The 26264-nt window shown below is 34.8% G+C and carries 23 protein-coding genes and 1 pseudogene; 13 read left to right on the top strand and 11 right to left on the bottom strand.

The features are described 5' to 3' along the window. The 7 genes and pseudogenes from M0051_RS16610 to M0051_RS16640 form a co-directional block, all read left to right on the top strand. On the top strand, positions 1 to 666 hold a 666-nt coding region (locus M0051_RS16610; RefSeq protein ID WP_306742644.1), incomplete at its 5' end, for a T9SS type A sorting domain-containing protein. Between the two features lie 12 nt (positions 667 to 678). After that, positions 679 to 1758: a M23 family metallopeptidase gene (locus M0051_RS16615; protein WP_306742645.1), complete on the top strand. Its 1080-nt coding sequence runs from the start codon at positions 679 to 681 to the stop codon at positions 1756 to 1758. A 97-nt stretch (positions 1759 to 1855) separates the two neighbouring features. Further along, complete coding sequence (locus M0051_RS16620) at positions 1856 to 2524, top strand: hypothetical protein (RefSeq protein WP_306742646.1); 669 nt, start codon at positions 1856 to 1858, stop codon at positions 2522 to 2524. A 37-nt stretch (positions 2525 to 2561) separates the two neighbouring features. Continuing rightward, the gene (locus tag M0051_RS16625) at positions 2562 to 3677 is read left to right on the top strand and encodes a hypothetical protein (protein WP_306742647.1); all 1116 of its coding nucleotides are present in this window, start codon (positions 2562 to 2564) and stop codon (positions 3675 to 3677) included. 255 nt (positions 3678 to 3932) lie between these two features. After that, positions 3933 to 4250, top strand: a pseudogene (locus M0051_RS16630) (M23 family metallopeptidase); the annotation flags it as partial. A 33-nt stretch (positions 4251 to 4283) separates the two neighbouring features. Further along, positions 4284 to 5423: an SH3 domain-containing protein gene (locus M0051_RS16635; RefSeq protein WP_306742648.1), complete on the top strand. Its 1140-nt coding sequence runs from the start codon at positions 4284 to 4286 to the stop codon at positions 5421 to 5423. A 578-nt stretch (positions 5424 to 6001) separates the two neighbouring features. Next, on the top strand, positions 6002 to 6739 hold the full coding sequence (locus M0051_RS16640; protein WP_306742650.1) for a DUF6261 family protein: 738 nt from the start codon (positions 6002 to 6004) through the stop codon (positions 6737 to 6739). Positions 6740 to 6817: 78 nt separating this feature from the next. Here M0051_RS16640 and M0051_RS16645 read toward each other — a convergent pair whose 3' ends face one another. Together M0051_RS16645 and M0051_RS16650 are read right to left on the bottom strand one after the other, a co-directional pair. Next, positions 6818 to 9046, bottom strand: coding sequence for a hypothetical protein (locus tag M0051_RS16645; RefSeq protein WP_306742651.1), 2229 nt, complete (start codon positions 9044 to 9046; stop codon positions 6818 to 6820). 1 nt (position 9047) lies between these two features. Continuing rightward, a complete protein-coding gene (locus tag M0051_RS16650; RefSeq protein ID WP_306742652.1) occupies positions 9048 to 10778 on the bottom strand; it encodes a hypothetical protein in 1731 nt (576 codons plus the stop codon). 621 nt (positions 10779 to 11399) lie between these two features. Here M0051_RS16650 and M0051_RS16655 point away from each other — a divergent pair. Together M0051_RS16655 and M0051_RS16660 are read left to right on the top strand one after the other, a co-directional pair. Next, positions 11400 to 11774, top strand: coding sequence for a hypothetical protein (locus tag M0051_RS16655; protein WP_306742653.1), 375 nt, complete (start codon positions 11400 to 11402; stop codon positions 11772 to 11774). A gap of 77 nt (positions 11775 to 11851) precedes the next feature. Next, positions 11852 to 13681 (top strand): tetratricopeptide repeat-containing sensor histidine kinase, encoded by a 1830-nt coding sequence (locus M0051_RS16660; RefSeq protein ID WP_306742654.1) that lies wholly within the window; start codon positions 11852 to 11854, stop codon positions 13679 to 13681. A 299-nt stretch (positions 13682 to 13980) separates the two neighbouring features. On the opposite strand, the gene M0051_RS16665 is transcribed toward M0051_RS16660, so the two are convergent. Then, positions 13981 to 14643: a response regulator gene (locus tag M0051_RS16665; RefSeq protein ID WP_306742655.1), complete on the bottom strand. Its 663-nt coding sequence runs from the start codon at positions 14641 to 14643 to the stop codon at positions 13981 to 13983. 252 nt (positions 14644 to 14895) lie between these two features. On the opposite strand from M0051_RS16665, the gene M0051_RS16670 reads away from it, so the two are divergent. Together M0051_RS16670 and M0051_RS16675 are read left to right on the top strand one after the other, a co-directional pair. Continuing rightward, the gene (locus M0051_RS16670) at positions 14896 to 15636 is read left to right on the top strand and encodes a LytTR family DNA-binding domain-containing protein (protein ID WP_306742656.1); all 741 of its coding nucleotides are present in this window, start codon (positions 14896 to 14898) and stop codon (positions 15634 to 15636) included. A 76-nt stretch (positions 15637 to 15712) separates the two neighbouring features. Beyond that, positions 15713 to 16600, top strand: coding sequence for a hypothetical protein (locus tag M0051_RS16675; protein WP_306742657.1), 888 nt, complete (start codon positions 15713 to 15715; stop codon positions 16598 to 16600). A 142-nt stretch (positions 16601 to 16742) separates the two neighbouring features. Here M0051_RS16675 and M0051_RS16680 read toward each other — a convergent pair whose 3' ends face one another. The 4 genes from M0051_RS16680 to prmC all read right to left on the bottom strand — a co-directional run bounded on the left by M0051_RS16680 (position 16743) and on the right by prmC (position 20251). Beyond that, on the bottom strand, positions 16743 to 17339 hold the full coding sequence (locus M0051_RS16680) for a hypothetical protein (protein WP_306742659.1): 597 nt from the start codon (positions 17337 to 17339) through the stop codon (positions 16743 to 16745). A 63-nt stretch (positions 17340 to 17402) separates the two neighbouring features. Further along, positions 17403 to 18734: an LPP20 family lipoprotein gene (locus tag M0051_RS16685; RefSeq protein ID WP_306742660.1), complete on the bottom strand. Its 1332-nt coding sequence runs from the start codon at positions 18732 to 18734 to the stop codon at positions 17403 to 17405. Positions 18735 to 18898: 164 nt separating this feature from the next. Further along, complete coding sequence (locus tag M0051_RS16690; RefSeq protein ID WP_306742662.1) at positions 18899 to 19387, bottom strand: regulatory protein RecX; 489 nt, start codon at positions 19385 to 19387, stop codon at positions 18899 to 18901. A gap of 3 nt (positions 19388 to 19390) precedes the next feature. Next, on the bottom strand, positions 19391 to 20251 hold the full coding sequence (gene prmC / locus M0051_RS16695; RefSeq protein ID WP_306742663.1) for a peptide chain release factor N(5)-glutamine methyltransferase: 861 nt from the start codon (positions 20249 to 20251) through the stop codon (positions 19391 to 19393). A 99-nt stretch (positions 20252 to 20350) separates the two neighbouring features. Between prmC and cls the strand changes: the two genes are divergently transcribed. Beyond that, positions 20351 to 21823, top strand: coding sequence for a cardiolipin synthase (gene cls / locus M0051_RS16700; protein ID WP_306742664.1), 1473 nt, complete (start codon positions 20351 to 20353; stop codon positions 21821 to 21823). On the opposite strand, the gene M0051_RS16705 is transcribed toward cls, so the two are convergent. From M0051_RS16705 to M0051_RS16720, 4 genes are all read right to left on the bottom strand, one after another. Then, positions 21807 to 22628 carry a carboxypeptidase-like regulatory domain-containing protein gene (locus M0051_RS16705; protein WP_306742665.1) on the bottom strand — a complete coding sequence of 274 codons (822 nt, stop codon included), beginning with the start codon at positions 22626 to 22628 and terminating at the stop codon, positions 21807 to 21809. The genes cls and M0051_RS16705 overlap by 17 nt on opposite strands. A 7-nt stretch (positions 22629 to 22635) precedes the next feature. Then, the gene (locus M0051_RS16710; RefSeq protein ID WP_306742666.1) at positions 22636 to 23487 is read right to left on the bottom strand and encodes a carboxypeptidase-like regulatory domain-containing protein; all 852 of its coding nucleotides are present in this window, start codon (positions 23485 to 23487) and stop codon (positions 22636 to 22638) included. Between the two features lie 19 nt (positions 23488 to 23506). After that, a complete protein-coding gene (locus tag M0051_RS16715) occupies positions 23507 to 24328 on the bottom strand; it encodes a carboxypeptidase-like regulatory domain-containing protein (protein WP_306742668.1) in 822 nt (273 codons plus the stop codon). Between the two features lie 106 nt (positions 24329 to 24434). Then, positions 24435 to 25181, bottom strand: a complete 747-nt coding sequence (locus tag M0051_RS16720; protein ID WP_306742669.1) for a uracil-DNA glycosylase — start codon at positions 25179 to 25181, stop codon at positions 24435 to 24437. Positions 25182 to 25401: 220 nt separating this feature from the next. On the opposite strand from M0051_RS16720, the gene M0051_RS16725 reads away from it, so the two are divergent. Next, positions 25402 to 26220: a 2,3,4,5-tetrahydropyridine-2,6-dicarboxylate N-succinyltransferase gene (locus tag M0051_RS16725; RefSeq protein WP_306742670.1), complete on the top strand. Its 819-nt coding sequence runs from the start codon at positions 25402 to 25404 to the stop codon at positions 26218 to 26220. The last annotated feature ends 44 nt before the right edge of the window (positions 26221 to 26264 follow it).

The following is a 26264-nucleotide window of genomic DNA, read 5'->3' on the forward strand; positions in this document are numbered from 1 at the left end:
GCAGGAGCAGAAGTAATTTTGGATAATGAGGCAAAAACTACTGATGCATCAGGAAATGTAAGCTATACCAAAAAGGTCGGCGATTATGACTATACAGTATCAGCCGCGGGTCACGATTCTGAATCAGGCTCAGTAAGCATTACCAATGCTGATGTTAAAAAAGAGGTTGTTCTAACCAAAAACGAGTTCAATATTACTTTCACAATTCTTGATAGAAGTGGAAGTATCGCAGGTGCAGAAGTAATTTTGGATAATAAGGCAAAAATTACTGATGAATCTGGCAAAGTAAGCTATACCAAAAAGGTCGGCGATTATGACTATACCGTATCAGCAGATGGACATAATTCTGAATCAGGCTCTGTTAGCATTACCAATGATGATATAAGTAAGGAGATAGTTTTAAGTATAGTTACATCAATATCTGAGATTGAAGATAATTTGTTTAAAGTGTATCCTAACCCTACAAACGGATTGGTAAAGATTGAAGGCAAGCTACTGAATAAAGCTCGTATTACTTTGATTGATATTAATGGTAAGGTTTGGAAGGTTAAAACCTCAGATAGTATTTCTTGTGAATTAGATTTATCATCATATCCAAGTGGTATGTATATTCTAAGAATAGAGAAGGAGAATGAAGTTTATAAAAAGCGTCTAATTAAGCAGTAAATTTTTAATACAATGAGGAAATTTATTTTGATATCAGGCCTTTTATTGGTCATAGTAAGCTTTTTTGCTTTAGAAATTAAAGCTCAGGAATTAGATTCGTTCGAAGCCTACAAGAAGGCTGAGAAAGCCCGATTTCAAAAATACAAGGAAGAATACAAACGACAATTTGAGGCTTTTAAAAAGAATGAGCTCGATTGGAACAAGGAGATATTAGGAATTGAGGTTGAAACCCCAGTGTCGGAAAAGGTAGAGGCAAAAGACAAGGATTTGATTGCCAAGCCGCCAGTTCCAAGCTATGTAAATCTAACGGCAAGCTTAGATGACGAGATCAAGCAAATTAAGCGTAAGGTAGAAAAAATCGCAATTGAGGAAGTGCCTGCAGAGCCAATGAAATCTGCCGAAGTACAAACAGGGCCTAAGCAGGAAGCAAAGGTGAAAGCAGAAGAGGAGCAGCCACAAGCAATGACCAATCCTACATTGGCGGCCAAGCAAAGTGCCAACTCTAATCAGATGACAAACCCGGTAGCAAATCAAACAGCTGCAAAGGCCAAAGTCAATCATACACCAAGTCAGAAAATGGCTGATCCTGGTGTGAAGGGCAAGGGAAATGAGATGGCAAACAGCAAAACAAGTACTCCTGCCCCAAAAGCAGTAGCAATTGACAGCCATAAGGCAAGCTTGATAGAGGTTGAAAAAAGAAGTATTCCTTCTACAAAACCGATCTACGACAAATATCGCTTGAGCTCCAAGTTTGGGAATCGCTTTCATCCAACCTTGTATCGTTGGCGATTCCATGGAGGAGTTGATATGGCTTGTCCGAAGGGCACCGATATTCATATTCCTGCCGATGGTGTAATTGTAAAATCGGGATGGAATGGCGGATATGGCAATTACATTAAGGTGAAGCATGGCAATGGCTACGAGACCATTTATGGGCACTTGTCGAAAGTGAGTGTGAAGAAAGGCCAGAAGGTGAATAAAGGAGATGTAATTGGCAAGGTAGGCAGTACGGGTCGTTCTACCGGACCGCATTTGCATTACGAAATTATTAAAAACAAAAAACGTGTGAATCCTGAGCGATTCTTCGGATAGAAAAAGTAATTATGATCCCGATGGCTATCGGGAATAGATGATGAGTTATGAATGTTGCTTCCTAATTCATTATCCCTAACTCACAATTTTAATACTCATGATAACCAAATTATTTAAAATACTAACTCCTCTGCTGATTTACGCTTTCGGACGTGAACTTATTGCTACGCTTCAGATGGTATCATTTGCAGATTTGTATCAAAAAATATTTTTAATAGCCTTGGGAGGTGGATTTTTACTTACAACAATATTTGTTAAAGCTCATGGTTATTTAGCCATATTGGCTCACGAGCTAACACATAACATACTTGGTGTTTTAACTTTTAATAAGCCTATAGCTTTAAATGTTGAAGCCAACAGCGGTGGGTACTTTGCTTATCAGGGAAAGCAGAATATTTTATCGGTACTTGCTCCTTATTTCTTTCCTGTGCTTACAGTTTTCATTTTTCCAATCTATTTTATTTTGGCCAGTTCGGGAGCCGAGGTGTATTTCGGACTTCTGGGATCAACCCTTGGCTTTTCATTTTCTATAGCTATTCGTCAGGGCAAACCTCACCAACCCGATTTGCATGTATTTGGTGTGGCATGGTCCTATCTGATCATCCTGTTTTTTCAAATCTTGATATGGGGATTGCTCATCTCCTTCGTTATTGGAAGAATACCAATGCTGGTAAGCTTTGTAAAAATGAGTACCGACCATATTATTGAGCTTTACGAAATCGCAAAGGTCTTGGTGATGACGGGATTGGATATGATTAAAGGGTAGATTAAGAAATAAATTGATAATACTAAATACATAAATCATGGAACACAATAACAAAGCCGTAAAAGCCATTGGTTTTATCATTGCAGCTAGCATATTAAATGCATTATCATTTGCATTATCCAATTGGCAGGAGTCTATATTTGGAGCATTTGCATTAATCTTTTTTTTCATTGGAATTTTTCAATTATCAAATGCTTTTCAAGGAAGGATACGTACTTATTTGAAAATAATGTTTTGGGTGGTTTTAATAGGAATACCAACCAATAAAATTGTAGGCTCAATACTTCATATTATTGACCCATCGCTTTTTTCTATCTTACTTTTCATGTTAGATCCTTCGTTCTATATCCCTTTAGTGGTTCAACTATTAGTATTTACTATTTGGATAATTAATACCCGGAATGTAAATGTTAAAATTGGCTTAAGTATTTGTTCAATAGATGTTCTATCTAATTTATGCCTTGAGTTACTACGACTCTTTGATGTGATTGTTTATGATGATTATATTAGGATATTGAATTATAGACAATATATTTTTTCAGCAACTAACTTTATTGGTTTAATCATTCTAATAAGAGCATACTCATCAGTAAAACAAATTAGTACAGCTATTCTTTTAGGAATGACTGGTGCCACATTGGGAATTTTTATAGTATTAGGCGATGGCTTCTTTCCCGAATTCGCATCATTTGTAGGATACATCATTTTATTAGTCAGTTTAGGGCAATTGGGTAAGTATACCAATGAGGCAGTTGATGTAAAACGCTTACGAATTGCAGCAATTATTGCAAGTGTGGGGATGTTGATTAATATGATTCCTGTAATGGAATGGTTAGGAACAATGATAGAATTTGTGGCCTATATCGTTGCCATTAGTGGTTACACAAAATTAAATAAAAGCAGGGGCATAGAAACTTCCCTATCGGGATTTGGAAACGGCGTTTGGGCAATGGTTTTATTGATATTGGCAACCATCATTCATGCCATTCCATCCTTTGGTGTAGGGGAAACCCTTGCGGCCATGATAGGTTTGGTGATTGTACTAATCCTATCAACCGGCTGGATCAAATCATTAGCAGCTGTTAAAACAGGGGCCCAATTGGGTGAAGAGCCTGAACTTGCTGAAAGCGTGCAGCAATCAGTAGTAGTGTAATTAATATATACTAAAGAAATTAATTAAAATCATAATATGATCTAGGGAAAAAAGAAATTCGAAGCTTTTAAGAAAAATGAGGCCGACTGGAATAAGGAAATTTTAGGGTGTAAAGCTGAAGCAGCCGTTTCTAAAGTTGTAGATCCCAATAAGAAGGAAACGGCAATAAAGCCTTTAACGCCTAAGTATGTCAACTTAAAAGCTTCTTTAAAATAAGATTCCTTCCCTTAATCCAATTGCTGGCAGTTTCATTCCGGAATTGATTTGACCTGTGTAAGAGGTACAGGTGTATATACTCCGGCCAATGGTATTGTTGTTAAATCGGGATGGAATGGTGGATATGGCAATTACATTAAAGTGAAACATGGCAATGGTTTCGAAACGGTATATACTCACCTGTCGAAAGTAAGTGTAAAAAAAGGACAAAAGGTTAAAAAAGGTGATGTAATTGGTAAAGTGGGAAGTACGGGGCAATCGACCGGATCGCATTTGCATTACGAAATATTAAAGAATAAAAAGCGGGTTGACCCTCAGCTTTACTTTTCAGACCAAGAATTTAGTCAACTAAAATAAAAAATGAGTGATAATTTATAAAACTGCCATAGTATGAAAAATAAAGAAATATTATCAAAGTATAAAAAGCAGATTATTAGCGTAATAGGTTTTGTTTTTCTATTGTTTTTGGCAAATGGTCTATTTGCTGAAAAATATGAGGTTAATGCTTCGGCATTAAATATTCGGGCGCAACCTAGAAGCTCTTCTTTAATAATGGGGAAACTTAAAAAAGGCGATGTGGTAAACCTAAGGTCGCAGCAGAATGGTTGGGGGGAAATTCTGAATAAAAGAGATGTAGGCTATGTTAGACTCGAGTACCTTAATAAAGTTCCTGTAACACCTCCCATAAAACAGACTAAGGAAGTGAAGAAAGTAGCAGTAAGTGAATTTGACATGATGGCTAAAGCGATTGGAATTATGGTAGTACTTCTTGGCTTGTTATTGTTTTTACCAGACAAAAAACAGATTGTAATGACCAGGTATTGTTTGCTTTTATTGGTATTCATATTGGAAATAATTTATAGCTTTTTTGTAGATGGAGCATTCTCATTTTTAAAATACAGTTTCTTTAATGATGGTCTAAATCGTTTGTTTGTTGTTTTGTTCCGTTTGATTGGTTTAGTAATCATATTGGGAGTCCAATTGTTTACCTATATAAAACTAATCCAATATTGCCAAAGTAAAACCGGGAGGGTTAATTATGAATTGTACGTTCGATCGTGTCAGTTCTTGATCCCGGCAACCATTATTTTGTACTTAATTAATGCAGATGTACTGATTTGGTTTTTCTATGCAGGTATAGGCTATGTCCTTTTTAAGCATGTTTCAGGAATTTTTGTAGTATCTAAAAACAATATAACAATTGGTTGGTTACATCTTGTTCTGGTAATAGTAGGAACAGTAGGTTTATTTACCATGATGTTCGAAATAGTGAGAGCTGCAATTGTAGTTGCTCTTGCTCTAATCGTTATTTATGGGATGTTGGCAGCAGGCGCTTCAACAGCTACATCAGGTAATTTTGACTCGAACAACGATAGTTATGACAACGGTAACTATGAGGATGAAAAACTTGTTGTAAATGAAAATGGAAGTGAAAGAGTGTTGGAAGACACCGGATTTGGCACCTATAGGGACGACCGGGGAGATGATTGGGAAGATGCAGGATTTGGAAACGTTAGGAGGAGTGATTAGATAAATTTTCTTAATTATACACCCTTAATAAAGAAATAAACATAGAAAGGAATCAACCAATTTGGCGATGTGATTTAGTAGATAAAGATTTGGTTGTTACCATTTTGGTTGATCCTTACCAAAACAGATTGAATAGATTTTAAAAGTAAAAAATAGGAATTGAAGCTTTCTGAAGGTCTTTGTCAAGTTGTTTGAACGAACGGCAAGATTTACTGAGGACATTTCAGAATTGAAACAAGCAAAGTAAAGCTTGAGTTCACGCCCTGCAATTTGTAGGAGGTAAAATAAAGTGTGGGTAGGAGTCCTGCAAGTTGCAGGGCCAAAATTGAAGCTTGAATCGGTGTCCTGCAAACTGTTTTGGTGTTTTCGAAGCTTAAATGGGCTTTATACAAATTGCAGGGCATCAATTAAAGTGTAAGTGGGCTTCCAACAAGTTGGGAAAGCCCCAAAGAAGAGATGGATTAGTCGGGATGTGAATAGAATTGAACAAACTACTGCTTGAATGAGGATCAATTCATACAGAAATGATCCAAATGAAACATCAGGTGGTTCATTAATAATTCAAAAACTATTAGATCATGATTGAAAACATGTCGTTTCATTCCCTTCAAAGGGACGAGTTCTATACATTCGGTAAGCGCATTATTGGCGTGTTTACCGGGTACGATCTGGAAACTCTAAATTTAAAAAAGCCTTACGATAAGCTGCCTCCGGCGGTGAATATGCTCGATGAGGCAATGATAAAGAACAGCACTGCTGCCTTAACCACCGATGTGGTGAATAAGGACACTCGCCGTGATGATGGTTTTGTAGCGCTTCGTAATTATTTGCGAGCTTGCGAAAAACGCTTAAAGCCTGAATGGCGACAAGCTGCACGTTTGATATTAAATGCCATAAAAGTGTATGGTGTAAACTTGCATCGTGAGGCTTATTCTTCGGAAAGTGCACGATTGAACAACCTAATTGCTGATTTGGAAAACAAGCCAGAGCTAAAAGCAGCAATTACTCTCTTGTTATTAACTGAATGGGTAGCGGAACTAAAGCAGGCCCAAGCCGATTTTGAAATTGCTGAAAAGGCCAGGGTTGATGCCAAAGCCAGTACCAGCGAAATTAAAACCGACGATGCTTGCCTGGAAGTTCGCAAGGCCTGTGAATTCCTTTTTCAATTTTTGGAATTGAACAATCAACTGGATCCAAAAGATGAATACAAGGAAATTATGCGCAAAATAAACGAGGTAATTGCTGAGTTTATGAGTACCATTAAAGCTCGTAAAACCCGCAACGAAAAAGAGGAAGAAGAAAATGTAGAGGCTTAGAAATATAGGTTTTACATATTTATAGTTGCTAATGAAAAGCGCCACTTCTGTGAGGGAGTGGCGCTTTGATTTTTTTATTTACGATTTGGAATGGATACTATTTTTCAAATGAAGAATTGAATTTTCGTCTAAATGAAATCCCCAAAAAATACTGGTAAGTTCCTGTATAAATGTAATAGGATACTTTTTTTTATTGGTCAGCCAGAAATATAAGGCTGATAGATATAGATCAGATATTAAATGGAAATTCGCATTTCGAGTATTTAAATATTTAAGGTGTTGCTCTTGTTTTAATTTATAATTCCTGATATAGTCATTAATCAATTCGTTTTGTTCTTTTAGGCTATCTTGAGATTTATTTTCCGGGTTAATCTCTTTTAAAATTTCTAACCTCAGTAAACTGGAATGAATTTCAATAGGCTTATAAGATTGCAGAAGATCTGAAAGATCGTTTTGATGCTGACTAATGAATGCTGAAGTGATGTCAATTAATTTTTTGTAAGAAGTTAGTTTTACTCCACAAATGGCATTGGTTACAATACTAACTTGCCTGTCAGAATCAAGCCCAAAGTAATTAGAATCAACAGGATTAAAATTTTTGTCAATCTTGTTTTTAATCAGTTCGTTTATAAAATCGCTTACCCTCAACTTAAACTTGTAATCGTTAAAACTTTCTGCTTTTATGGCTTTAAAACCATTTCTAATTTGTGATACAGAGTATTTTCCACTGGTTTTATTACTTAAGGCTTGTGCAGTACTTTCGTTTACATCTAAATATAGCTTTTTATTCAGCAATAGTTTCTGATTAATGATTTTATCGAACTTAAGGTAGGTTGAACTAAGATTCTGAACAGAATAATCTTCTTTAAAAATGTGTAAATGATGCATAGAAAATGGAGATGCTTGATGGATTGTTTCATTCATATTTACTTGTTTCTTTCTGCGAGTAATTGAATAATATCCTATTGATATGAATGCCGGAAAAAGCAATAAGTACCAATAATTGTCATTTTTTTCAGATTGAGTATTTTCTTGTTTTCTTCCACTTTTACCTGCTTGATTAAGATCGGCAACCTGATAAGCGAATGGAATAAGTGCCAATTTATTATCCAATTGTTTAATACTGTCTAAATAATGATTCGCATTAGGATATAATTCTTGAAATGTTTTTTCTCCTATTTCTTTTTGTAAGCTTTTGTACGTTTCTGAACAATTGTAATAAGGGATTTTAAGCCCCTTTTGAAGTGATTTTTTTAGATATTCTTTTGCCAGTTCATGTTGCTTTTTAAGAGAATAAAGCTTCCCATAGTTAAGATGTAAATAAGCTAATGATTCAGTTTCTCCATCTTTTAATGCTAAATTTTCGGCCCTTCTCAAAAGTTCTTCAGCATGCTGATACTGATTTTGGATCATGTTTAGCTTGGCCAATTCGATTAGCGCAAGAATTTTGAATTGTGGTTTCCCTAAGTTAATGGATAAGTCGATAGCACGTTGATAATAATTTGTTGCCAAATCATAATTTTTCCTTAATTGGGCAAGTCCACCCAATTTTACATTCATATCGGTAACAGTAGAGTTATCATTTGATTTTTTAGCCAATTCCAAAATGTGCATGTAGTATTTTTCAGCTGTATGATATTCTTTTTTGGCTTTGGCAATATTACCCAATACATTTAATGGTTGATTTAAAAAGTTGGGGTAATTGTGTTTTTGCAGTATTTGAATGGATTTATTGGCACATTTAATGGCTTCGTTAAAGTTTGATAACTTGTAATTTAACAAGGATAATGTGCCATAACTCATTCCAGTCATATCTTCCTCTCCCAATATTTTGAATAGTTCTATGGCTTGTTCATAACCAATTTTTGCATCCTCGAATTTATTCAAGGATTGAAGACAAACAGATTTATCATTTATTGCAGATGCTGCTGCAATAGAGTCTTTAGCAGCCAAAGCTGTTTTTACTGCTTGATCATATGTTGTTAGTGCAGAATTATATTCTCCCATAGTTTTCAGAATTCCTGCTTTTGCAAGAAGCATTCTACCTTCAAGCATTCCATAGTTTATAGCTTGGGCATATTTTATTCCCTCATTTGCAAACATGTGGGCCGAATCTACATCTAGATACAAATAAGTAAGCGAAAGTTGAAAATAAAGATTGCCTTTTTTCTCTTTTGTAGCATCATTATCCAAACTCAAGAAATCCCTTTTTAAGGAATCAATTCTTTTTCTGTAATCAATTAATTGTGCTTGGCTTGTTTGAATGAGAAGTAATAGAGAAAATAGTAAGATCAGTTGTTTGTTCATTTTAGTTGCTGTTTAAAAGAATGTTTCTAAGTTCTTTGGGAGATAGCTTGGCAATGTTATTGCACAAATAATAAATGTCGTATTTCGAATTGCTTTGTATTTCAGAAATTTTAAAATTCGAGTTTTTCAAATTAATACACAGATTAAAAAAGCTAGAATATTTGCTTATTATTTTATCATTAATTCCTGCTTCATCTAATTCACGTTTTGTGTAATGAATTAGCTTGTAATTATTTTTTAGGTTTGAATTTCCTGATTCTCGAATTGCAAATTGTAGGTATTCTATTGCATTGGGCGATAGTTGAATATCAGAGTTTAATTTGTCAAATATCCCTAAGTTAAAATCCATGATAATTGACGGGATACCCAATAAGCTTTGTATCTTATCCAAGGCCTGATTCTTCTTCTGCAGTTCTTTCTCTAAATTGGTTTTAATGTATTGTTGTGTTTTAGCTGTTTTCTGGTGAGTGGTCTCAAATTTTTGTTGCAAGTTTTGAAACTCTTCTGTTAGATTTTCTTTCTTTTCCATGAGCAAAGAATACTTTTTTTTCCACCTTTTATGTAAAAGAAATGCTGATAGAGTACCAAAAGCAAACAAGCCTATTATTAGAGATAAAGACAAAGTTTTTCTATGATTAAATTCAGACATAAGTTGTTCTTTTTCTATGGTAAGACTGCCTATTTTGGAAAGTAAATTCAATTCCTCATCCTTTTTCGGTATTGAGTTTGACTTTTGATAATACTGATATTTTTTAAAGAAATCATATATTCTTTCATTGCCAGATACTGTAGAATACAGCTCTATACCAGTGGTATATAAATCAATTTGATGTTGTATATAGGAAACATTTTCGCTGTATTTTAATGCGAGCTCAAAGTATTTACTTGCCTTCTCGTACTTTTTTAGTTGCATGTAATAACGAACAAATAGTAAGGTACCCATTGCCGGAGCTCTGGGAGTAATGCATTTGGCAAAATATCTTTCTGCAGCCAACAAGTATGAATGGGCCGTTTTCATATCATTCCTATCCAAATTAATTCTTGCAATATTTAAAGAGTTATCTATGAATTTATCCCACCTCTGTTCTTTTTTCGATTCTAACATTCCTGTTTTGTAATAGTTAACGGCAATATTGATACTATCAATACTTTCGTAGTACATCCCCATCATGTTTGCCGCAAAGGCTTTATTGTATGGATTCCCATTTTCCTGAATCAGCTGATAACCTCTTTTGTAGCTTTTTTCTTGTAGCTTGAATTCATTTAATTTTCCATAAAAATGTCCAAGATTGAAATAGGCCAAACCATCATTGGCAGATGATGTGTCATTGGATATTGCTTTCAAAATTAAATTGATTGCTTCTTTATAATTTCCTTTGTCACCTGCTATTATGCTCCAAACCCTGTAATGTTCAGAATAAGGGCTTTTTCTCGATTTAGCAATTGAATCAATTTGCTTAATCAATTGTAGCGATTCTTCTTTTTTTCCTGACCTACTTAAAATGGTGCTTTTGGTAGATAAGTAGTCCAGACTATCCTTCAAATTTAATAGGGAATCTTTCGATTTTTCCAACAAAATAAGCGCATCATACTTGTTACTGTATGCCATTTTTTTTGCTTCTAATAACAGCTTGTTCTTTCCCTTGTTAAAATCAGTATTGGCAAATGATAGATAAGGGACAACAATGATGAATACAATTATTAGAAAGAGCTGATTATAGTTTCTTATCATATAGGAGGATTGAATAGAGAATAGAGTTCTGCATTAGTTGGGTATCTAAAAATAACAAATGTTGAATATAATAAAATTGATTTGATGTTCAAATTGTTAATGCTACATGTGTTTTTTTTAAGATTGAGGAATAATTTACCTGTGTTATTTCTATGTTTTAGGTAAATATGATAATTATAATTGCTATCCCATAATTCTTATAAAATGATTGATTGAAAAAAATACTTGGGTTTTCGATGCAGTAAATCAGTGTGGTATGGAATTTTGTTTGAGTTAAAAATTGGAGAAAAATGAAACAATACTTCATTTGGTAGGTTAAACTTGATTCTAATAATAGTTTAGCGGTGTAATTCATTATCAATTGTACATATAGTGATGGATTACAATTAAGAAATTTCAATAGAAATATTTTAAATCTTGTTCGAACTTGGTTAGCTACCAGAGATGAAAAATATTTCGCCTGTGCCTAATAGCTTGCCTTCGAATGGCGAAAGGACATTCAACAAGCTATTGGCACAATTCCTTTCAGAATTAAGATTTCATTAAAAAAATCTGGCTTGCAATTAAACGCACAACAATGCGTAATGGGCGAGCCATGTCAAAACTTTAAAACGAAACAAGATGAAAACAAATACATTTTTTTATTCGCTATTAATCGCCCTATTTACAATTTGTCTTTATAGCTGCGATGACTCATCTGAGGATTTTGGACAGGAAGAAGCACAAAGTTCCATTTCAATCAAGATCATTAAAACAAACTTAAAATATGGAGATGATGATAATACGATACCAGATTGGCCAATAACCATTGAAGGGAAAACAAAGAGCAGCTCGGATGTCACATTAGAATCTGTACCTGAGTTTGAAACAATGGATGAAACTACATCAAACACGGATGGAGTTTTTTATTTAAAGGTTGAAGAACCAGGGGAATATTTGATCACAGCTAATCATCAGGATGGTTTTACTGAAGCGCTTACGATTACTCTGAAATAAATTAATATATTCAATTAATTTTAATAAATTACGAGGGCCATGAAAATGGCTCTCTTTTTTAATTTCAGCTAAATCCAATGAAACTATATTTACTACCCAAATTTTTGTTTTGCAAGTTGATTGTGTGTGTATTTACTCTAATCTTATCAAAAACACTTGTAGCAGAAAACAAACCGGATCGTGAGGAGATTATCAAACTAATTACTTCTGGGATTAATCACTGGAAACAACATGCTTACGATAGTGCATATGTATATCTCTTAGAATCGGAAAGAAGAGCTGTTCAGGCCAAGGACACTCAATTAATCGTCGTTAGTTTAAATAATTTGGGTGGACTTGAAAGTTCAAGAGCGAATTATAAGAATGGTATTGAATGTTTCCAGAAATCTTTGAAATACAATTTGAATACCAATAGCTCAAAACTAAATACGTTTTTAAATATAAGTAAAGCTTATCGCAAGATGGGAGATTACGAATCAGCATTGAGTTATTTGTACAAAACCAAAGATATTGCCGAAAGGCTACAACAAAATAAAGAACTTGCTGAAAGCTACAATGAATTTGGAATTATAAAAAAATTGCAAAGGAATTATGAAGAGGCTCTTTCTTATTATAAAGAATCGTTAAAGATTGCTAGAGCATTAGATTATAAAAAAGGAATTGTTGGGGCTTTAAATAATATTGGAAATGTATACAAGGAGCAAAAGAATTATTCAAAATCACTACTGTACTTTAATGAGGCCTTAAATCTTAAACTGGAATTGGGAGATAAAAAGTACTTAGCTTCGGCTTTCCTTAATGTGGGCGAAGTTCAAATGAAATTGAATGATTTTATAAATGCCGAAAGAAGTTTAAAGAAAGCATTGAATTTCAGTAAGGATTCTAACAATAAAGAATTGGAAATTACCAGTAGCTTTTTATTGGGAGAGATGTTCATTTACAAAAAGAACTTTTCGCAATCCAAATTGTTTTTGCACCAGGCATATGAAAAGGCCGAGCTGATAGGAGCCTTGGATTTGCAAAAAGAGGCCCTATTGCGATTGAAAAATCTCTACGCCGCTCAAAACAAAGGCAAAGAAGCCTTGGCATACTACGACAAGTACATCAGTATTAAGGATAGCATTTTCAATACCGAAATTATGCAGCACATGCAGGAGATGGAAACCCGTTACCAAACCCGCGAAAAGGAGCAGCAAATAGAAGTTTTGAATATCGAGAAGGAAGCCAAGGCAAATGAAAGTTTCTATATGAAAATTGTACTTGGGGTATTTCTATTTTCGCTTTTACCTATTGGTTTCTTTGTAAAGCAGCGCCAAAAGACGAGAATTTTAAAGGAAAGAGTAGCGGCATCGAACAGAGAGTGTACCAAATTGGGAATGGAATTGCACGATTCTATCTCTGGCAGCCTTACTTATTTGTGCCGAAGCATGGAAAAAGAAAGTGTGGGGGAGAGTTTTGTAGATCAGCTGCGACAAGTAAGTGATGAGGTGAGAGGGATTTCCCACCAACTGAATATGACCGCCATTGCCAACCAGGAATTCCGCGATGCCTTGTCGGATTCCTTGCAATTGGATCATTTCCCGGAAGATATCGACCTGAAAATATATGTTCCTGATGGCTTCGAAATTGATGACTATGAGAAAAAAATAAACCTGATTCGCATTGTTCAGGAATTAAAAACCAACAGTTTAAAACACGGCAATGCATCTTCTATTGTAATCAGCTTTTCACGATTGCAAAACAAAGTAGGATTGGAGTACACCGACAATGGCATTGGCTTCGATCTAAAAGAAGCCAAAAAAGGAAATGGCCTAATCAATATTCAGGAGCGGGTAGAGCTGCTCTCAGGAAAACTGGATTGGCAAACTTCTCCTGGCAATGGAGTTTCTTTTCATTTGACGGTGTAGTTAAGAACATACTAAACATTTCTACTCCTGCTCTAGCCGCAGGGGATCTTACTTTTTTCATTGATAAAAAAGTAAGCAAAAAATCTAGGGCGTGTAAGATCAAACTGCTATTACTTGAAAACTTTAAGTGCGGCGGGGTGATTTTCGAACAAGTTCTCAACTTCCCCGTCTTACTAGAAAGTTTTCTGCTTATGAGCAGCTTGCCCTTCCAATGCCCAGAAACTCAGCTTAAGGAGAATAGCTTTCAAAAAAGTTAAGATAACCCCTCTGTCTTCCTTGGTGTGCTCTGTGGTGATTTGTTAGTTCTCCTTCACTCTATCATGAAAATGTTTTAAACCATCTTTGCTTTTGATATCCAATTTGCGATAGATATTGCTAAGGTGTTTTTTTAAGGTATTGAGTGTAATTCCCAGTTTGCTTGCCAATTGTTCGTTACTATCGCTACTGTTTTCCGATGTAGCTTTAGTTACCTTTAATTCGGTTTTGGTAAGCGATTTTTGTTTTTCGAAATCAGAAATGAAGAATTTCTGTTTTTCTTCTTCAACGGTCTGTTTGTATTTCAAGTAGGATGGAGACTCATAAAAATCATCCGAATCTTGATTCATCACGGCTTCAATAGTCGAAACAATGTTCTCAATTTTCGCATCCTTGTTTAGATAAGAATTGAACTTGGCTTTATGAAGGTCTTTTAAAATCACTTTTAATTTGTGATTGGTATAAGCAATACATTTCAGGTCTTTTCTGTTTTGCTTAAGCTCTGCTACAAAGGAAACAATATCTTCATTGACACTATTGTAATCAAAATCAACCAACATCAAATGGATTTCACGATTTTGAATATAGGCTGTGGCTTTCGACGGATAAGTAAAGCTTTCGATATTTGCATCGGGATACATATCGGATAAAAGTTCGGCACTCGCTTTTTTTAGTAAATGATGATCTTCGATAACGACAATATTCATATCAAAAGGTAATGGCTTAGTGATTATAATTCTTGAAAATATAAATTATTTGTTACGCTTTACTCTTTTACATTGATATTTTTATGAAAAGACAGAACTTGTACTTTAATCACTTAAATTGGGTGTTGGATATCTAAAAATCGGGCTAGGATCATTTCATAAGTGCAAAACCTACTACTTCGGGTTATTTTTTTTGCTTAAACAAATGCGGAATTTTGTTTCAATAGAAAATCAAACTAAAAAGTCCCGACCATGAATGTTTATTTAATCGTAGATCACTGCAAAAAGGAAATTGCAGATTTAAAATCGAAACTAAGTAAAATTGAACCGGAATGCAAGGTTTACCATTCTACTACCGTTGAAGATGCTTTATTGCTTTACGTATTGCACAAACCACAATTGGTTTTTTTAGAGGTAAATCTGAAAAACGAAAATGGTTTTGAGTTGATTCATGGATTGTTGGAATTGGGAGAGCGCCCAAACTTTGCCATTACAACTAAAAACGAAAATTTTGCCATTAAAGCCATCCGATCTTCGGCAGTTGATTATTTGCTAAAGCCAATTGCCATTGAAGATTTGCAGTTTTGTTTGAATCGTGTTCAGACCATGGAATACGAAGAAATGGAGAAACAACGCATGACAGAATTGTTTTTGAAATTGCAAATACAGAAGAGAGTCACCATTAAAAATCGTGTTGGTTTCGAGGTAATTAAACCAGAGGAAATACTTTTTTGCAAAGCAGATAGAAATTATACCGATATCAAATTGGTTGATGGCACAAGCTTAACCACTTCCACAACTTTGGGAAGCGTGGTGCAACAATTAACAAGCAAAGTGTTTTTCAGAATTGGCCGATCGGCGGTAATTAACCTGGATTACTTAAAATCGGTGAACCGAAAAGACAAGCAATGTTTGCTTTCGTGCAATAGTGAAATATATAAACTTCCGATGTCTCCTAATCGGGTTCAGGAATTATCGAAAGTTTTGAATTGACTGATTCATTACTAATATAACGAATTGTAGTATAAATAATTTCAGACACTTTTGAATTATATAATAAATTAAACAAATGAAGAAAAATCTTTACTTACTAATCTTTATTGGCTTATTTTCATATGCATGTAGCGATTCCGATGATGAGTCAATAGAGGAATCTCTGCCAGAATTTGAAGCTCCAAATGTAGCCATTGCAAGTGATATTGCTAAGCGTTTTACAGATGTAGAAATATTGAGTTGGGAAGAACAGGGCGATTATCATTTAGGGAAATTCTTTGCCAATCAAAAAACAAAATCTACCACAAAAGATTCCATTATTGTATGGTATGAAACAGATGGATATTGTGAATTGATGAACGTTAAGTTTGATGAGGTACCTCAAAATATTCTTGAGATTGCAAAAACAGCAACTCTTTATGTAGATGAAGAGTTCTTGAGTGCAAGTTATTGCGAAAGACCATATGGGATTTGTTATAAATTCCTTTTTATAGATAAGCAATATAACGATGTGATAACTGTTTTTTGCTCAGAAGAGAAAGTGATTGGGCAAACACTGCAAATGGATATGGATGACGATTTTAGTGGTTTTGAAGAAATTGCTCCCAATGCCAGTTTGAAAGATTATATTGACAACAGATACTCTGACGAATTAATACTACAAATGTATGTGTATGATTCTTATCATTTTTGCGACTGTTTGGTAGATGATGACTATATAGTTTCTATAGAATATGATGAGGATGCGAATGAGTTTATGGAATACGCCACTTTAAAACTTTCGCAACTGCCTGAAGCATTAAGACAAGTTGTATTGGCACAAGATGATAGTTTAAATGATGACAATTGTGAATCAGAAAGAGTTTTTAATTATCAAACTGACGAAACTATATATTATATTGACACAGAAGATGCTAGTCCTGCAACTGGAAAATATGATGCAGAAGGAAACAGGCTAAATTAAAGAATAAGAATTTTAATAATTGCTTAACTTTTGAAAGAGAGTGGCATTACACACTACCACTACAAAAACAGCGCATGAATGATTATCCATGCGCTGTTATATTTTGTGCTTAAAGCGATTAAACTTTACACATTAATCATTATTAAAAACCTCTTTGCTGAGTTTGTAATTTTTGCATTTCTTCTTCGAAAGTTTTCTTGAACTTTTCGTAATCGTAATCAACTTTCAATTTGTCGTCTTGCGATAATTTTTGGTTGATTGCTTCTTCCAAATCTTTTGCACTCATTTCAAGAGCAATGTAGGTTTTGTATTTGTTTTGTGCAGTTCTGGTTTGCTTTTCGCAGATCACCTTAATGTTGTTCAATTGTTGGTTGATCACTTCGCGAGTTAAGCCTTCAAAACGTTCTTCAACTTGTTCAACATTGTTCAATTCAGTTGAGTTTACGTAGTTGTCGATTGTTCCTTGAACAGTAGATTGAATTAAAGTTGCCAATTCGGCACGTGCATTGGTTCCAGCTTTTTTCTTGGCAACCATTTGATCTAAACTCTCACCAATTGCAGAAGCTCTAAAGTGGTTTTTGTCGCTTTGGTAATCAGGACCGGTACAATAAACTTCGATAAGCTCTTCGCCCTGAGATTTTGTAGAAACTGCTTTTTCAGCAGATCCACATGAACTTAAGCCGGCAGCTAATAAAACTCCTAAACCAAGGAATAATGATTGTAATTTTCTTGTTTTCATCTTTTCTTGTTTTGAGGTAATAAGGCAATTGATTACCCATTACCAATTGTTCATTATTAATTATTATAAGTCCAGTTGATTCAATTTTGGAATAATGGTGTTGTGAATTTCTTCAACAGCTTGTTCGTATGCTTCTTTTACGGCATAATCGTAGCTGATTGGTTTCATTCCTTTCACTTCATATATCGCATCATTGAATATTTCCATGCCACTGTTGACATCAGTAAGAGAGAAGAAACAATCAAGATATACGATATATACTTTGTAGTTTCTACCTTCCTTTATTTCTCCTTTGGTAACATTGGTGTTGATTTTAAGAAAGACTTTGGCCTTCTCTTTATCGTTTGTAAACGAGAAGAAATTCTCCGATAGTTCTTTCTTCATGTTGTTCTTCAGAATCTCACGGTTTGAATCTTTACCAAAAATCTTTTCGCTAAAATTCAAATAAGCCTTTAAGCGCTCAACATTGATAATGATTTTGCTTTTTGGCGCCGATTCTGGCGTAAAGAACAATTTGTTTAGCTGATAATTTTCCGATTCTTCATCCAAAATAGAACTTAGGTCCAGGCCAATTTCAATTTCCTGTAATTTCATTTTCGAAGTTACTTTGGAAAGTTTCGAAGCCGCATAACCAAACACATCGGTGCTAACTTTGTTGTTTAAAACCCCTTTTCCTTTCGAGAACTCGATAGACAGAGGAAGGTTAGGAATTAAACTATTTTCACTTTCTCCCAACCATTCAGCTTTCACCAAAATCGGTTCTTTTTGCGATGTTGAAATTTCAATTTTGATTGCTTTTCTATCTGGAGTTAGTTGCGTTCTTTTAAAAATGTTCTGAATGGAGTTATAGATATCGGTACCCAGGTTGATTCTTCCTTTAAAAGTCATTACCGACAGGTCTTCATCCAAATGCTTCTTGATGGCATCAAGAGCTTTTGCATAGTAATTCAAAGCCTGGAAGATATCAAGTTTTTCTTCGCTAATTTTTCCTTGTTCAAAGAAGTTTTGAGCCAGTTTTTTTGCTATGTTTAGTTTCAATCGTTTCTGTAGTTCGTATTGCGATTTCGATAAACGATAGTAAACCCAATATTCATTTCCTTTTTTGTTGTCCCAAGACCCAACCATTTCATAGCCTTCCAGTTCTTGCATTAATGAAGTTTGAATTTCCGATTGAAAATCCTCGCGAAAGGCGGTTTCATCTTCGAACTGTTGAAGCACTGAGTTTGCTGAAATGTTTACTGATATTTCGGAGCACAAATCGTGTAAAGCCTGATTTTTGGCTAGTTGTATGTAGTTGGTTTTTGAATCATCTTTTTTCACAACCGAAATACCCACATAGTAATCAGGAGTAATCGGTCTCTCTTTAACCCACTTTGGAGGTCTTCTTTTTGCCATACCTTGTTGTGCTGAGCAACCAATAAGCAAGAATATTATCAATGTTAAACTGAGAGTCGTGCGTAAAGCTTTTATCATTTGTATAGGTTTAGTGTATGATTCGATAGCAAAATTAAAGATAATCATTCCTTAACAATAAGCCTGCCAAAGCTAAATTTAAAGTTTTATTTTATTTCTGACAGGAGGTCATCAATTAGATTTAAAGATAATTGCGACTCAAATCCCCTGCTTTGCGCAAAGCGATATAATTTTGTCTTTAACTGATACGGATCATCATCTTTTAAGCTTCGCAGTTTCGATTGTAAAATATCCTGAAGGTTTTCTTTATATTCCGAATCATTAATTTGTTCCAGAGCTTCATTTATTATTCCTTCTGGAATTTGCTTGTGCTTCAAATGGTACGATATTTTTATTCTTCCCCATTTGTTGAAACGATACTTATCGCGCACATAAAAGTTCGTAAATCGACTTTCATCAATAAACTTGTCTTCGATTAATGATGTTATGATTTCATCCTGATCATCCGCCGAGATGTTCCAATTTTGTAGTTTTTTTCGAATATCGCTACAACATTTTTCTTGCTTGCTACAAATAAATTGCACTTTCGAAAGAGCGGCTTTGGCACTTATGTTGGAGTTTTTTTTCTGATACATTGGTTACTGTTTTATCGCTGACATCATTCTGTCTTTGCCATTAATGTCTTTTCGAACTTGTATGCTGGAAAATCCTTTTTGCTCCAACAATTCTGACATTTCTTTTCCCAAACTTTCGTTGATTTCAAAGTAAAGTTTTCCTCCCTCTTTCAGATATTCCTGAGCCAATTCTGCAATTCTTCGGTAAAAAATTAAAGGATCAAAATCGCTCACAAAAAGAGCTGTATGCGGCTCAAAGTCCAATACATTTTTCTCCATTTTTTCTTTTTCAGCATTGGTTACATATGGCGGATTACTTACGATGATATCCAATTGTTCCCACTCATAAGCTTCCCAATTTAAAATATCTCTTTCTTCAAATGTAACTTGAACTGAATTAAGTTTTGCATTTTCTGTTGCAGTTTTAATTGCGCCAGGTGAGATGTCAACACTTGTTACATTAGCATTTATAAGATGTTTGGCCAGACAAATGGGAATACATCCACTGCCGGTTCCAATATCCAATACATGCAAGTTTGCATCTTTATTTTCATTTATGATGGCATGAACCAACTCTTCTGTTTCGGGTCTTGGAATTAATGTGTGCTGATTTACTTTGAATTTTAGTTCATAAAAATCCGCTTCGCCTGAAATATATTGAATTGGTTTGTTCTCTTTTAAATCAGCAATGTATTTTTTGACTTGAATGAATTGCTTATCAGGAATAGGCTCATTTTTATTTAGTTGTATTTGAGTGCGTGAATAATTCAGAAGTTCTTCAAGCAGAATGTAGGCAATGCTTTCACTTTCTCGCGAACTATAAATGCTTTCAAGTTCTTTTTTTATGTAATTTATTGTAGATTGTATGTTGTTTAATTGACTCATTTGTTTTTATATGATTTTTACTTTGTCTTGCTGAATTTAATCAGATATTGCAAAGCGAATTTAAAAACAAAGATACAAATCTTCTATTTTCATAAATTTATGTTTCTATCAATTAATTGGTCGGATTTTTGGATACAGTTGTTTGGAGCTTTGAGTATTCTTTATGCTCTAACCATTATTGCTACCATTATAATTGTTCTGCTTGAAAATAGAAGTCCGTTAAAAACCATATCATGGATTTTGGTTTTGATATTCCTCCCGGTTTTTGGTTTTGTGGTTTATCTGGTTTTTGGACAAAGTTTCCGTAAGCGAAAGATGTTCAACATGAAAGGATTAGGGGATTTAAAATGGATTCAGGTAATGAGTCAGGATCAGAAACTTCGTTTGAATAAAAGCCGTTTCTTGAAGGATGAGCGCATCCATGAGAAGAAAAATATCATGACATTGCTGTTGAATAACTCCAAAGCTTTGTTGAGTGGTTACAACAAGGTGAATGTTTTGAATGATGGCAAGGAAACTTTTACAGAAATTTTTAAGTCCTTGCGAAAAGCCAAAGATCACATTCATTTGGAATATTATATTATTGAAGATGGTGAGTTGACTTCGCAATTGCTGGAGATTTTGGAGGAAAAAGCAAGAAGTGGAGTGGAGGTGCGAGTGATTTACGATGATGTAGGCAGTTGGAAATTGAGTAAACACTTTGTTGAAACATTGGAAGCAGCTGGTGCAACAGTTCAGGCATTTTTACCGGTTCGTTTTCCGATACTAACCAGCAGGGTAAACTACCGCAATCACCGAAAAATTATTGTGATTGATGGAACCACAGCTTTTGTAGGAGGTTTGAATTTTGCCGATCGTTATCTGCATGGAATTCCTGAAATTGGCATTTGGCGCGATACGCACCTCAAGGTAAAAGGAGAAGGGGCCACAAGTTTACAAATTGTGTTTTTGATCGATTGGTATTTTGTGCGTCAGGAAGTGTTGATTAACGAAAAGTACCTGCCCAATAAAAAGGCCAAGGAGAAGTGTTTGCTACAAATCACAGCTTCAGGTGCCGATTCCGATTGGGCGAGTATTATGCAGGCTTACTTTTCGGCAATTACTTCGGCAAAACGAAATGTTTATATTTCATCGCCTTACTTTATGCCCAACAGTAGCATTTTAATGGCTTTAAAAACATCAGCCATGAGTGGTGTTGATGTTCGGGTTTTGATTCCAAATAAATCGGATTCATTCATGACTTATTGGGGAACTTTATCTTACATCGAAGAACTATTGGAAGCTGGTGTGAGAATTTATTTTTACAAAGCAGGTTTTAATCACAGCAAAATCATGACCGTTGATGGAATTTTGTCAACCGTAGGAACTGCCAATATGGATGTAAGAAGTTTTGAACAGAACTTTGAGGTAAATGCTTTGGTTTATGATGAAAGAATAACTTTGGAATTGAGAGAACGATTTTTAGAAGATTTGCAGCAAAGCGAAGAAGTGATTCTTGAGAAATGGATTCAGCGATCGAAGATGCAAAAAGTGAAGGAATCCATTATTCGTTTGTTTACTCCTTTGCTTTAGTGTACTCTTTATACAGATCTAAAATTTGTTTCATCACATCATAATCACGAGAATTTTCGGTTACATGAATTTTCTTTCCACAAAACTCCATAAATGCAACCAACTCATCGCCTTTTAATCCGGTAGCATCCGATACAATTTGGGCATTGTATTTTTTACTAATCTTCTTGTTTTTTCCTTCCTCCTTAATTCTTTTAGAAAGTTTCTTTTTTATTTTTTCCTTTTTACTAAGCTTGTTATGAAGAAAATCCGTCGGCCTGAAAATGGCATCGACAATTCCCATTTTTTTATCTATTTTAGGTCGATATTGAGCAGGAACGGGATCAGGTTTTTTGGTATTGTATGGAGCCAATTGTTTTCCAATGTCCTTATTAATTGGATTTTTCTCTTTCACTTTGGCTTTTACAAACTCCTCTTTAAATTCGTCCCAGGTTCCCAAAGCGTAAATGTCAACTTCTTTAAGCATGTAGGATATATCTTGCAATTTTATTCGAAAGAATGGTGGAAAATTAGGGTTTAAAATAACAGGAACAGGCCATTCCTTCATTTCATAACCTAAGGCACTAATCACCAATGTATCTTGTTCTTGAATCTGCAAATGGAAAACTCCCGTACTGTCGCATATAACTCCTTTTCTTGATCGTTTAATGGTTATGGTAGCATTAGGAATTGCTTCATTGGTTTTCGAAGAATAGATCAAACCAGATATACTAACAGTTGAATCTTGCAGAAAAGATTGTGCATTGTTGTGAAAAACCACAGCAGAGAGAAAAAGAATGAGTATGATTTTTAAAAAGATCTTCATATTTAGATTATGGTCGCAGGTGATTTGGTATTTTGTCTTCCTTTTTAAGTTGTAATAAACTAGAATTTGCCTTTTCAGGATCTAGTTTATATTCTTTGTAAAGTTCTAAAATTTTTGTTTGTATATCCAAATCACTGTCTTGGTAGGTAAAATCCGAATTCTTGCATATGAAAGCATAAAGTTGTTCCAATGTTTTTCCGGATTCGCCAGTTAAATCGGAAACAATTTCCCTGTTAAACTTTTCTTGAAGCATTTGCTGATGTAGGTAGTTTATCTCATTCGAGAATACAGGTTGAGGCTTCTTTTTCTTTTTAAATAATTTACTGCCAAGACCAATTAAACCAGCAACTACATTGGGCGGAGTTCTTGCCTGTTCCTTTAGCTTAATCTCAAACATTTGTGCTTCACTGAGCTTAAAGCCTTCTCCTTTCTTTTTCTTTGGTGGAAGTTTTTTCTTCACGAACTCTTCCTTAAAATCATCATAAGTTCCCAGGGCATATACATTTACTTCTTTTAAAGGAACTGCCTGATCTTTTAAGTAAATTTTGAAAAATGGCGGAAAATTAGGATCTGTTACGGCTGGAACAGGCCATTGTATCATTTCAAAACCCATAGAACTAATTACCAAAGTATCTTTTGGCAGAATTTGCAAATGAAAAACTCCGGAACTGTCGCTAATAACGCCTCTTCTTGTTCGCTTTATAGTAATAATTGCATCCTCAATGGGTTCTTTCTCTTTATCTGATAAAATCAAACCAGAGATGCTGATCGTGGAATCTTGAGAAAACTCTTGGGCTACACTGTTTAGTGTTAGAAGAATAAAGCAAATAAAAATAAGAGATTTAGGGATTGGTTTCATCATTAGTGGGTTGGGATGCTCAAGGTCTTAAATGGTTCTCAATTGTACCAAGAGTATCTGTAAAGCTTAGGTTGTTTTGAAAATCTGTATCTTCCTGAAGAAATTTCTTATGCAATTCTTTTATTCTTCTTACAATGTACATATCGCTACTTTGATAAGAAAAGCTGGTTCTGGAGTTGATGTATTTCATCAGAATATCCAAGCGATTGCCATTTTCTTTTGTGATTTCGGCAACTAAATTACGGTTGAATTTTTCGGACAATAGAGTCGCGTGAATTTCCTCCAACTTGGTAGGAATTTTCATGCCTTTGAATTTCTTTTTCCTGTTACCGAAACCCAAACTGATACCAGCACCTTGTCTCCTCATGGCTCTTCCGGTGTATTCGTCCATGGTGAAATCTCCAAAACTTATGGCCAAGAATGCATCGGGATCTGCTGGTGCTTTTGCTTTTACAAATTGTTCTTTAAAGTCATTCCAGCTACCAAAAGAGTGCACCTGTACTTCTTTTAACATGTAGCTTTCTTGCTCCATAATTATTTCCTGGAATAGCTCGTTTTCAACGCTGGGAGTTTGAACATCTACCAATTGTGCTTTATATCCTAAGGCAGTAACTTTCAATTTCTGATCGGGATTCACTCTTATTCTAAAAAAACCTAAGCTATCACAAATAACTCCCCAATAAGTGTCATCCAAATTTACGTGAGCGAATGAAATTCCTTCCTTTGTTTCAGAATTAATCACCTTACCTGAAACAACAAAAGTTTGGTCTTTATGGTCCTGAGAAAACGAATTGCTAATGGTTAAAAGCAATAAAAATATGGTGCTAATTGTAGTTTTCAAGATTTTTAGATTAAATAATGAATGATAAATATAGCTCACTCATTTATCTTAAAACCCGATTGTTACATTTTTTAACACACTTTAACCGATTTTAAGCGCTTCGGCTTTAGTTAATCCCTAACCAATTTACTTTGTTTTTTGTTTCGTTAAATGGATTCACTTTGCCAAACAATATGTCATTATCTCTTTGATAGCACATCATTGGGTGCGAGGTTTCTATTTTATTCGCAATTTGAATGTCAGCAACAATTTTTTGAGCATTGTTTCCCCAAAGGAACCAAACTGCATCTTTGTTCTGGTCGGCAATATGACTCAATAATTTTTGAGTGAATTTTGACCAGATTTTGGTATGGGAATTTGGATTGCCAATTTCACAGGTAAATGCAGTATTTAATAGAAGTACATTTTCTTTTTCCCACCAGTAACGAAACAATTGGTTTGGAGGCAGAACCTTAAAATCACCTTCCATTGGCAAACGATCTCCTTCATTTAGTTTTTTTAAGATCTCAGAATACTTCAACTCCTCGGCAGTATAAGCCTTGTAAATGCTTCTAAGAATATTTTTTAAGGATACATTCCTAAATTTATCGAACCACGAATTCAATCCATTCACTTCAAACGATCGACCAGTTGCAACCCCTTCTTGTGGATAAGGATCTTGTCCTAAAATCACCACGGGAATAGCGTGTAAATCCATCTCCAAAAACCTTAAAACCAATTCTTTTTTTGGTGTAGCACTTTCTATTTGAATGGATGATTCGATACTCTTAATTAAATCAATAATTTCATCAGTAAGAAAAGAATTCCACGATTTGTGAATGTTTAAGCTGGACAGGAAGATTGAATTTTGCATGTTCTGATTATTTGTTTGCCCAAAAGTAAAAAATGGATTGGTAAATTACGAATTAGCAATTGCGAATTACGAAGGAAGAATTACCAATATCAGCTTCAAAATAACTTATTAACTCATTCACTCATTTGTACTTTCATTTTTTTACATTTTCACTTTTTCACTATTCTACTTTTAATTAGTTTTGTGAGCATTAACCAAAATTTTAGAAGTAAATAAGAATATGTACGAAAATCTTAAACAAAGCATTGAGTCTGCCTGGGAGGATAGATCTTTATTGAGTTCACCTGAAGTGCAGAAAAATATAGAAGAAGTAATTGAACTTCTTGATAAAGGAGAATTACGCACCGCAGAACCAATTGAAGGTGGGTGGCAGGTAAACGAGTGGGTTAAAAAGGCCGTGATTCTTTATTTCCCAATTCGTAAAATGGAAACCATAGAAGTGGGTCCATTCGAGTTCCACGATAAAATGGCATTGAAAACCAACTATGCTGAATTGGGAGTTCGTGTTGTACCTCATGCGGTTTCTCGTTACGGTGCCTTCCTGGCAAAAGATGTGGTAATGATGCCATCATATGTAAATATTGGAGCATACGTTGATGAGGGAACCATGGTTGATACTTGGGCAACTGTTGGATCGTGTGCTCAAATTGGAAAACATGTTCATTTGAGTGGAGGTGTTGGTATTGGAGGTGTATTGGAACCAATTCAAGCTTCTCCGGTAATTGTGGAAGACAACTGTTTTATCGGATCTCGTTGTATCGTGGTAGAAGGTGTTCATCTTGAAAGAGAAGTTGTGCTTGGAGCCAATGTAGTGCTTACAAAATCAACTAAAATTATTGATGTAACCGGAGATGAACCAGTTGAATATACTGGTTTTGTGCCAGCCAGATCGGTAGTGATTCCAGGAACCAGAACTAAAAAATTCCCTGCAGGAGAGTATCAAGTTCCTTGTGCACTTATCATTGGTAAGCGTAAACCATCAACCGACTTGAAAACATCTTTGAATGATGCACTGCGTGAATACAATGTAGCAGTATAGTAAATTTATTGATGATATGTAGAGGCGTAGCATTCCTACGCCTC

Source organism: Marinifilum sp. D714, from assembly GCF_030851345.1.
GTDB lineage: Bacteria > Bacteroidota > Bacteroidia > Bacteroidales > Marinifilaceae > Marinifilum.

Bases quoted from the DNA above. Each gene is read 5' to 3' on its own strand.
- M0051_RS16710 (WP_306742666.1), bottom strand. From the start codon at position 23,487: ATGAAACCAATCCCTAAATCTCTTATTTTTATTTGCTTTATTCTTCTA.
- M0051_RS16665 (WP_306742655.1), bottom strand. From the start codon at position 14,643: ATGAATATTGTCGTTATCGAAGATCATCATTTACTAAAAAAAGCGAGT.
- M0051_RS16645 (WP_306742651.1), bottom strand. From the start codon at position 9,046: ATGAACAAACAACTGATCTTACTATTTTCTCTATTACTTCTCATTCAA.
- M0051_RS16615 (WP_306742645.1), top strand. From the start codon at position 679: ATGAGGAAATTTATTTTGATATCAGGCCTTTTATTGGTCATAGTAAGC.
- M0051_RS16680 (WP_306742659.1), bottom strand. From the start codon at position 17,339: ATGAAAACAAGAAAATTACAATCATTATTCCTTGGTTTAGGAGTTTTA.
- M0051_RS16635 (WP_306742648.1), top strand. From the start codon at position 4,284: ATGAAAAATAAAGAAATATTATCAAAGTATAAAAAGCAGATTATTAGC.
- M0051_RS16705 (WP_306742665.1), bottom strand. From the start codon at position 22,628: ATGAAGATCTTTTTAAAAATCATACTCATTCTTTTTCTCTCTGCTGTG.
- M0051_RS16625 (WP_306742647.1), top strand. From the start codon at position 2,562: ATGGAACACAATAACAAAGCCGTAAAAGCCATTGGTTTTATCATTGCA.
- M0051_RS16725 (WP_306742670.1), top strand. From the start codon at position 25,402: ATGTACGAAAATCTTAAACAAAGCATTGAGTCTGCCTGGGAGGATAGA.
- M0051_RS16690 (WP_306742662.1), bottom strand. From the start codon at position 19,387: ATGTATCAGAAAAAAAACTCCAACATAAGTGCCAAAGCCGCTCTTTCG.
- M0051_RS16660 (WP_306742654.1), top strand. From the start codon at position 11,852: ATGAAACTATATTTACTACCCAAATTTTTGTTTTGCAAGTTGATTGTG.
- M0051_RS16655 (WP_306742653.1), top strand. From the start codon at position 11,400: ATGAAAACAAATACATTTTTTTATTCGCTATTAATCGCCCTATTTACA.
- M0051_RS16670 (WP_306742656.1), top strand. From the start codon at position 14,896: ATGAATGTTTATTTAATCGTAGATCACTGCAAAAAGGAAATTGCAGAT.
- M0051_RS16685 (WP_306742660.1), bottom strand. From the start codon at position 18,734: ATGGCAAAAAGAAGACCTCCAAAGTGGGTTAAAGAGAGACCGATTACT.
- M0051_RS16720 (WP_306742669.1), bottom strand. From the start codon at position 25,181: ATGCAAAATTCAATCTTCCTGTCCAGCTTAAACATTCACAAATCGTGG.
- prmC (WP_306742663.1), bottom strand. From the start codon at position 20,251: ATGAGTCAATTAAACAACATACAATCTACAATAAATTACATAAAAAAA.
- M0051_RS16620 (WP_306742646.1), top strand. From the start codon at position 1,856: ATGATAACCAAATTATTTAAAATACTAACTCCTCTGCTGATTTACGCT.
- M0051_RS16640 (WP_306742650.1), top strand. From the start codon at position 6,002: ATGATTGAAAACATGTCGTTTCATTCCCTTCAAAGGGACGAGTTCTAT.
- M0051_RS16675 (WP_306742657.1), top strand. From the start codon at position 15,713: ATGAAGAAAAATCTTTACTTACTAATCTTTATTGGCTTATTTTCATAT.
- M0051_RS16650 (WP_306742652.1), bottom strand. From the start codon at position 10,778: ATGATAAGAAACTATAATCAGCTCTTTCTAATAATTGTATTCATCATT.
- cls (WP_306742664.1), top strand. From the start codon at position 20,351: ATGTTTCTATCAATTAATTGGTCGGATTTTTGGATACAGTTGTTTGGA.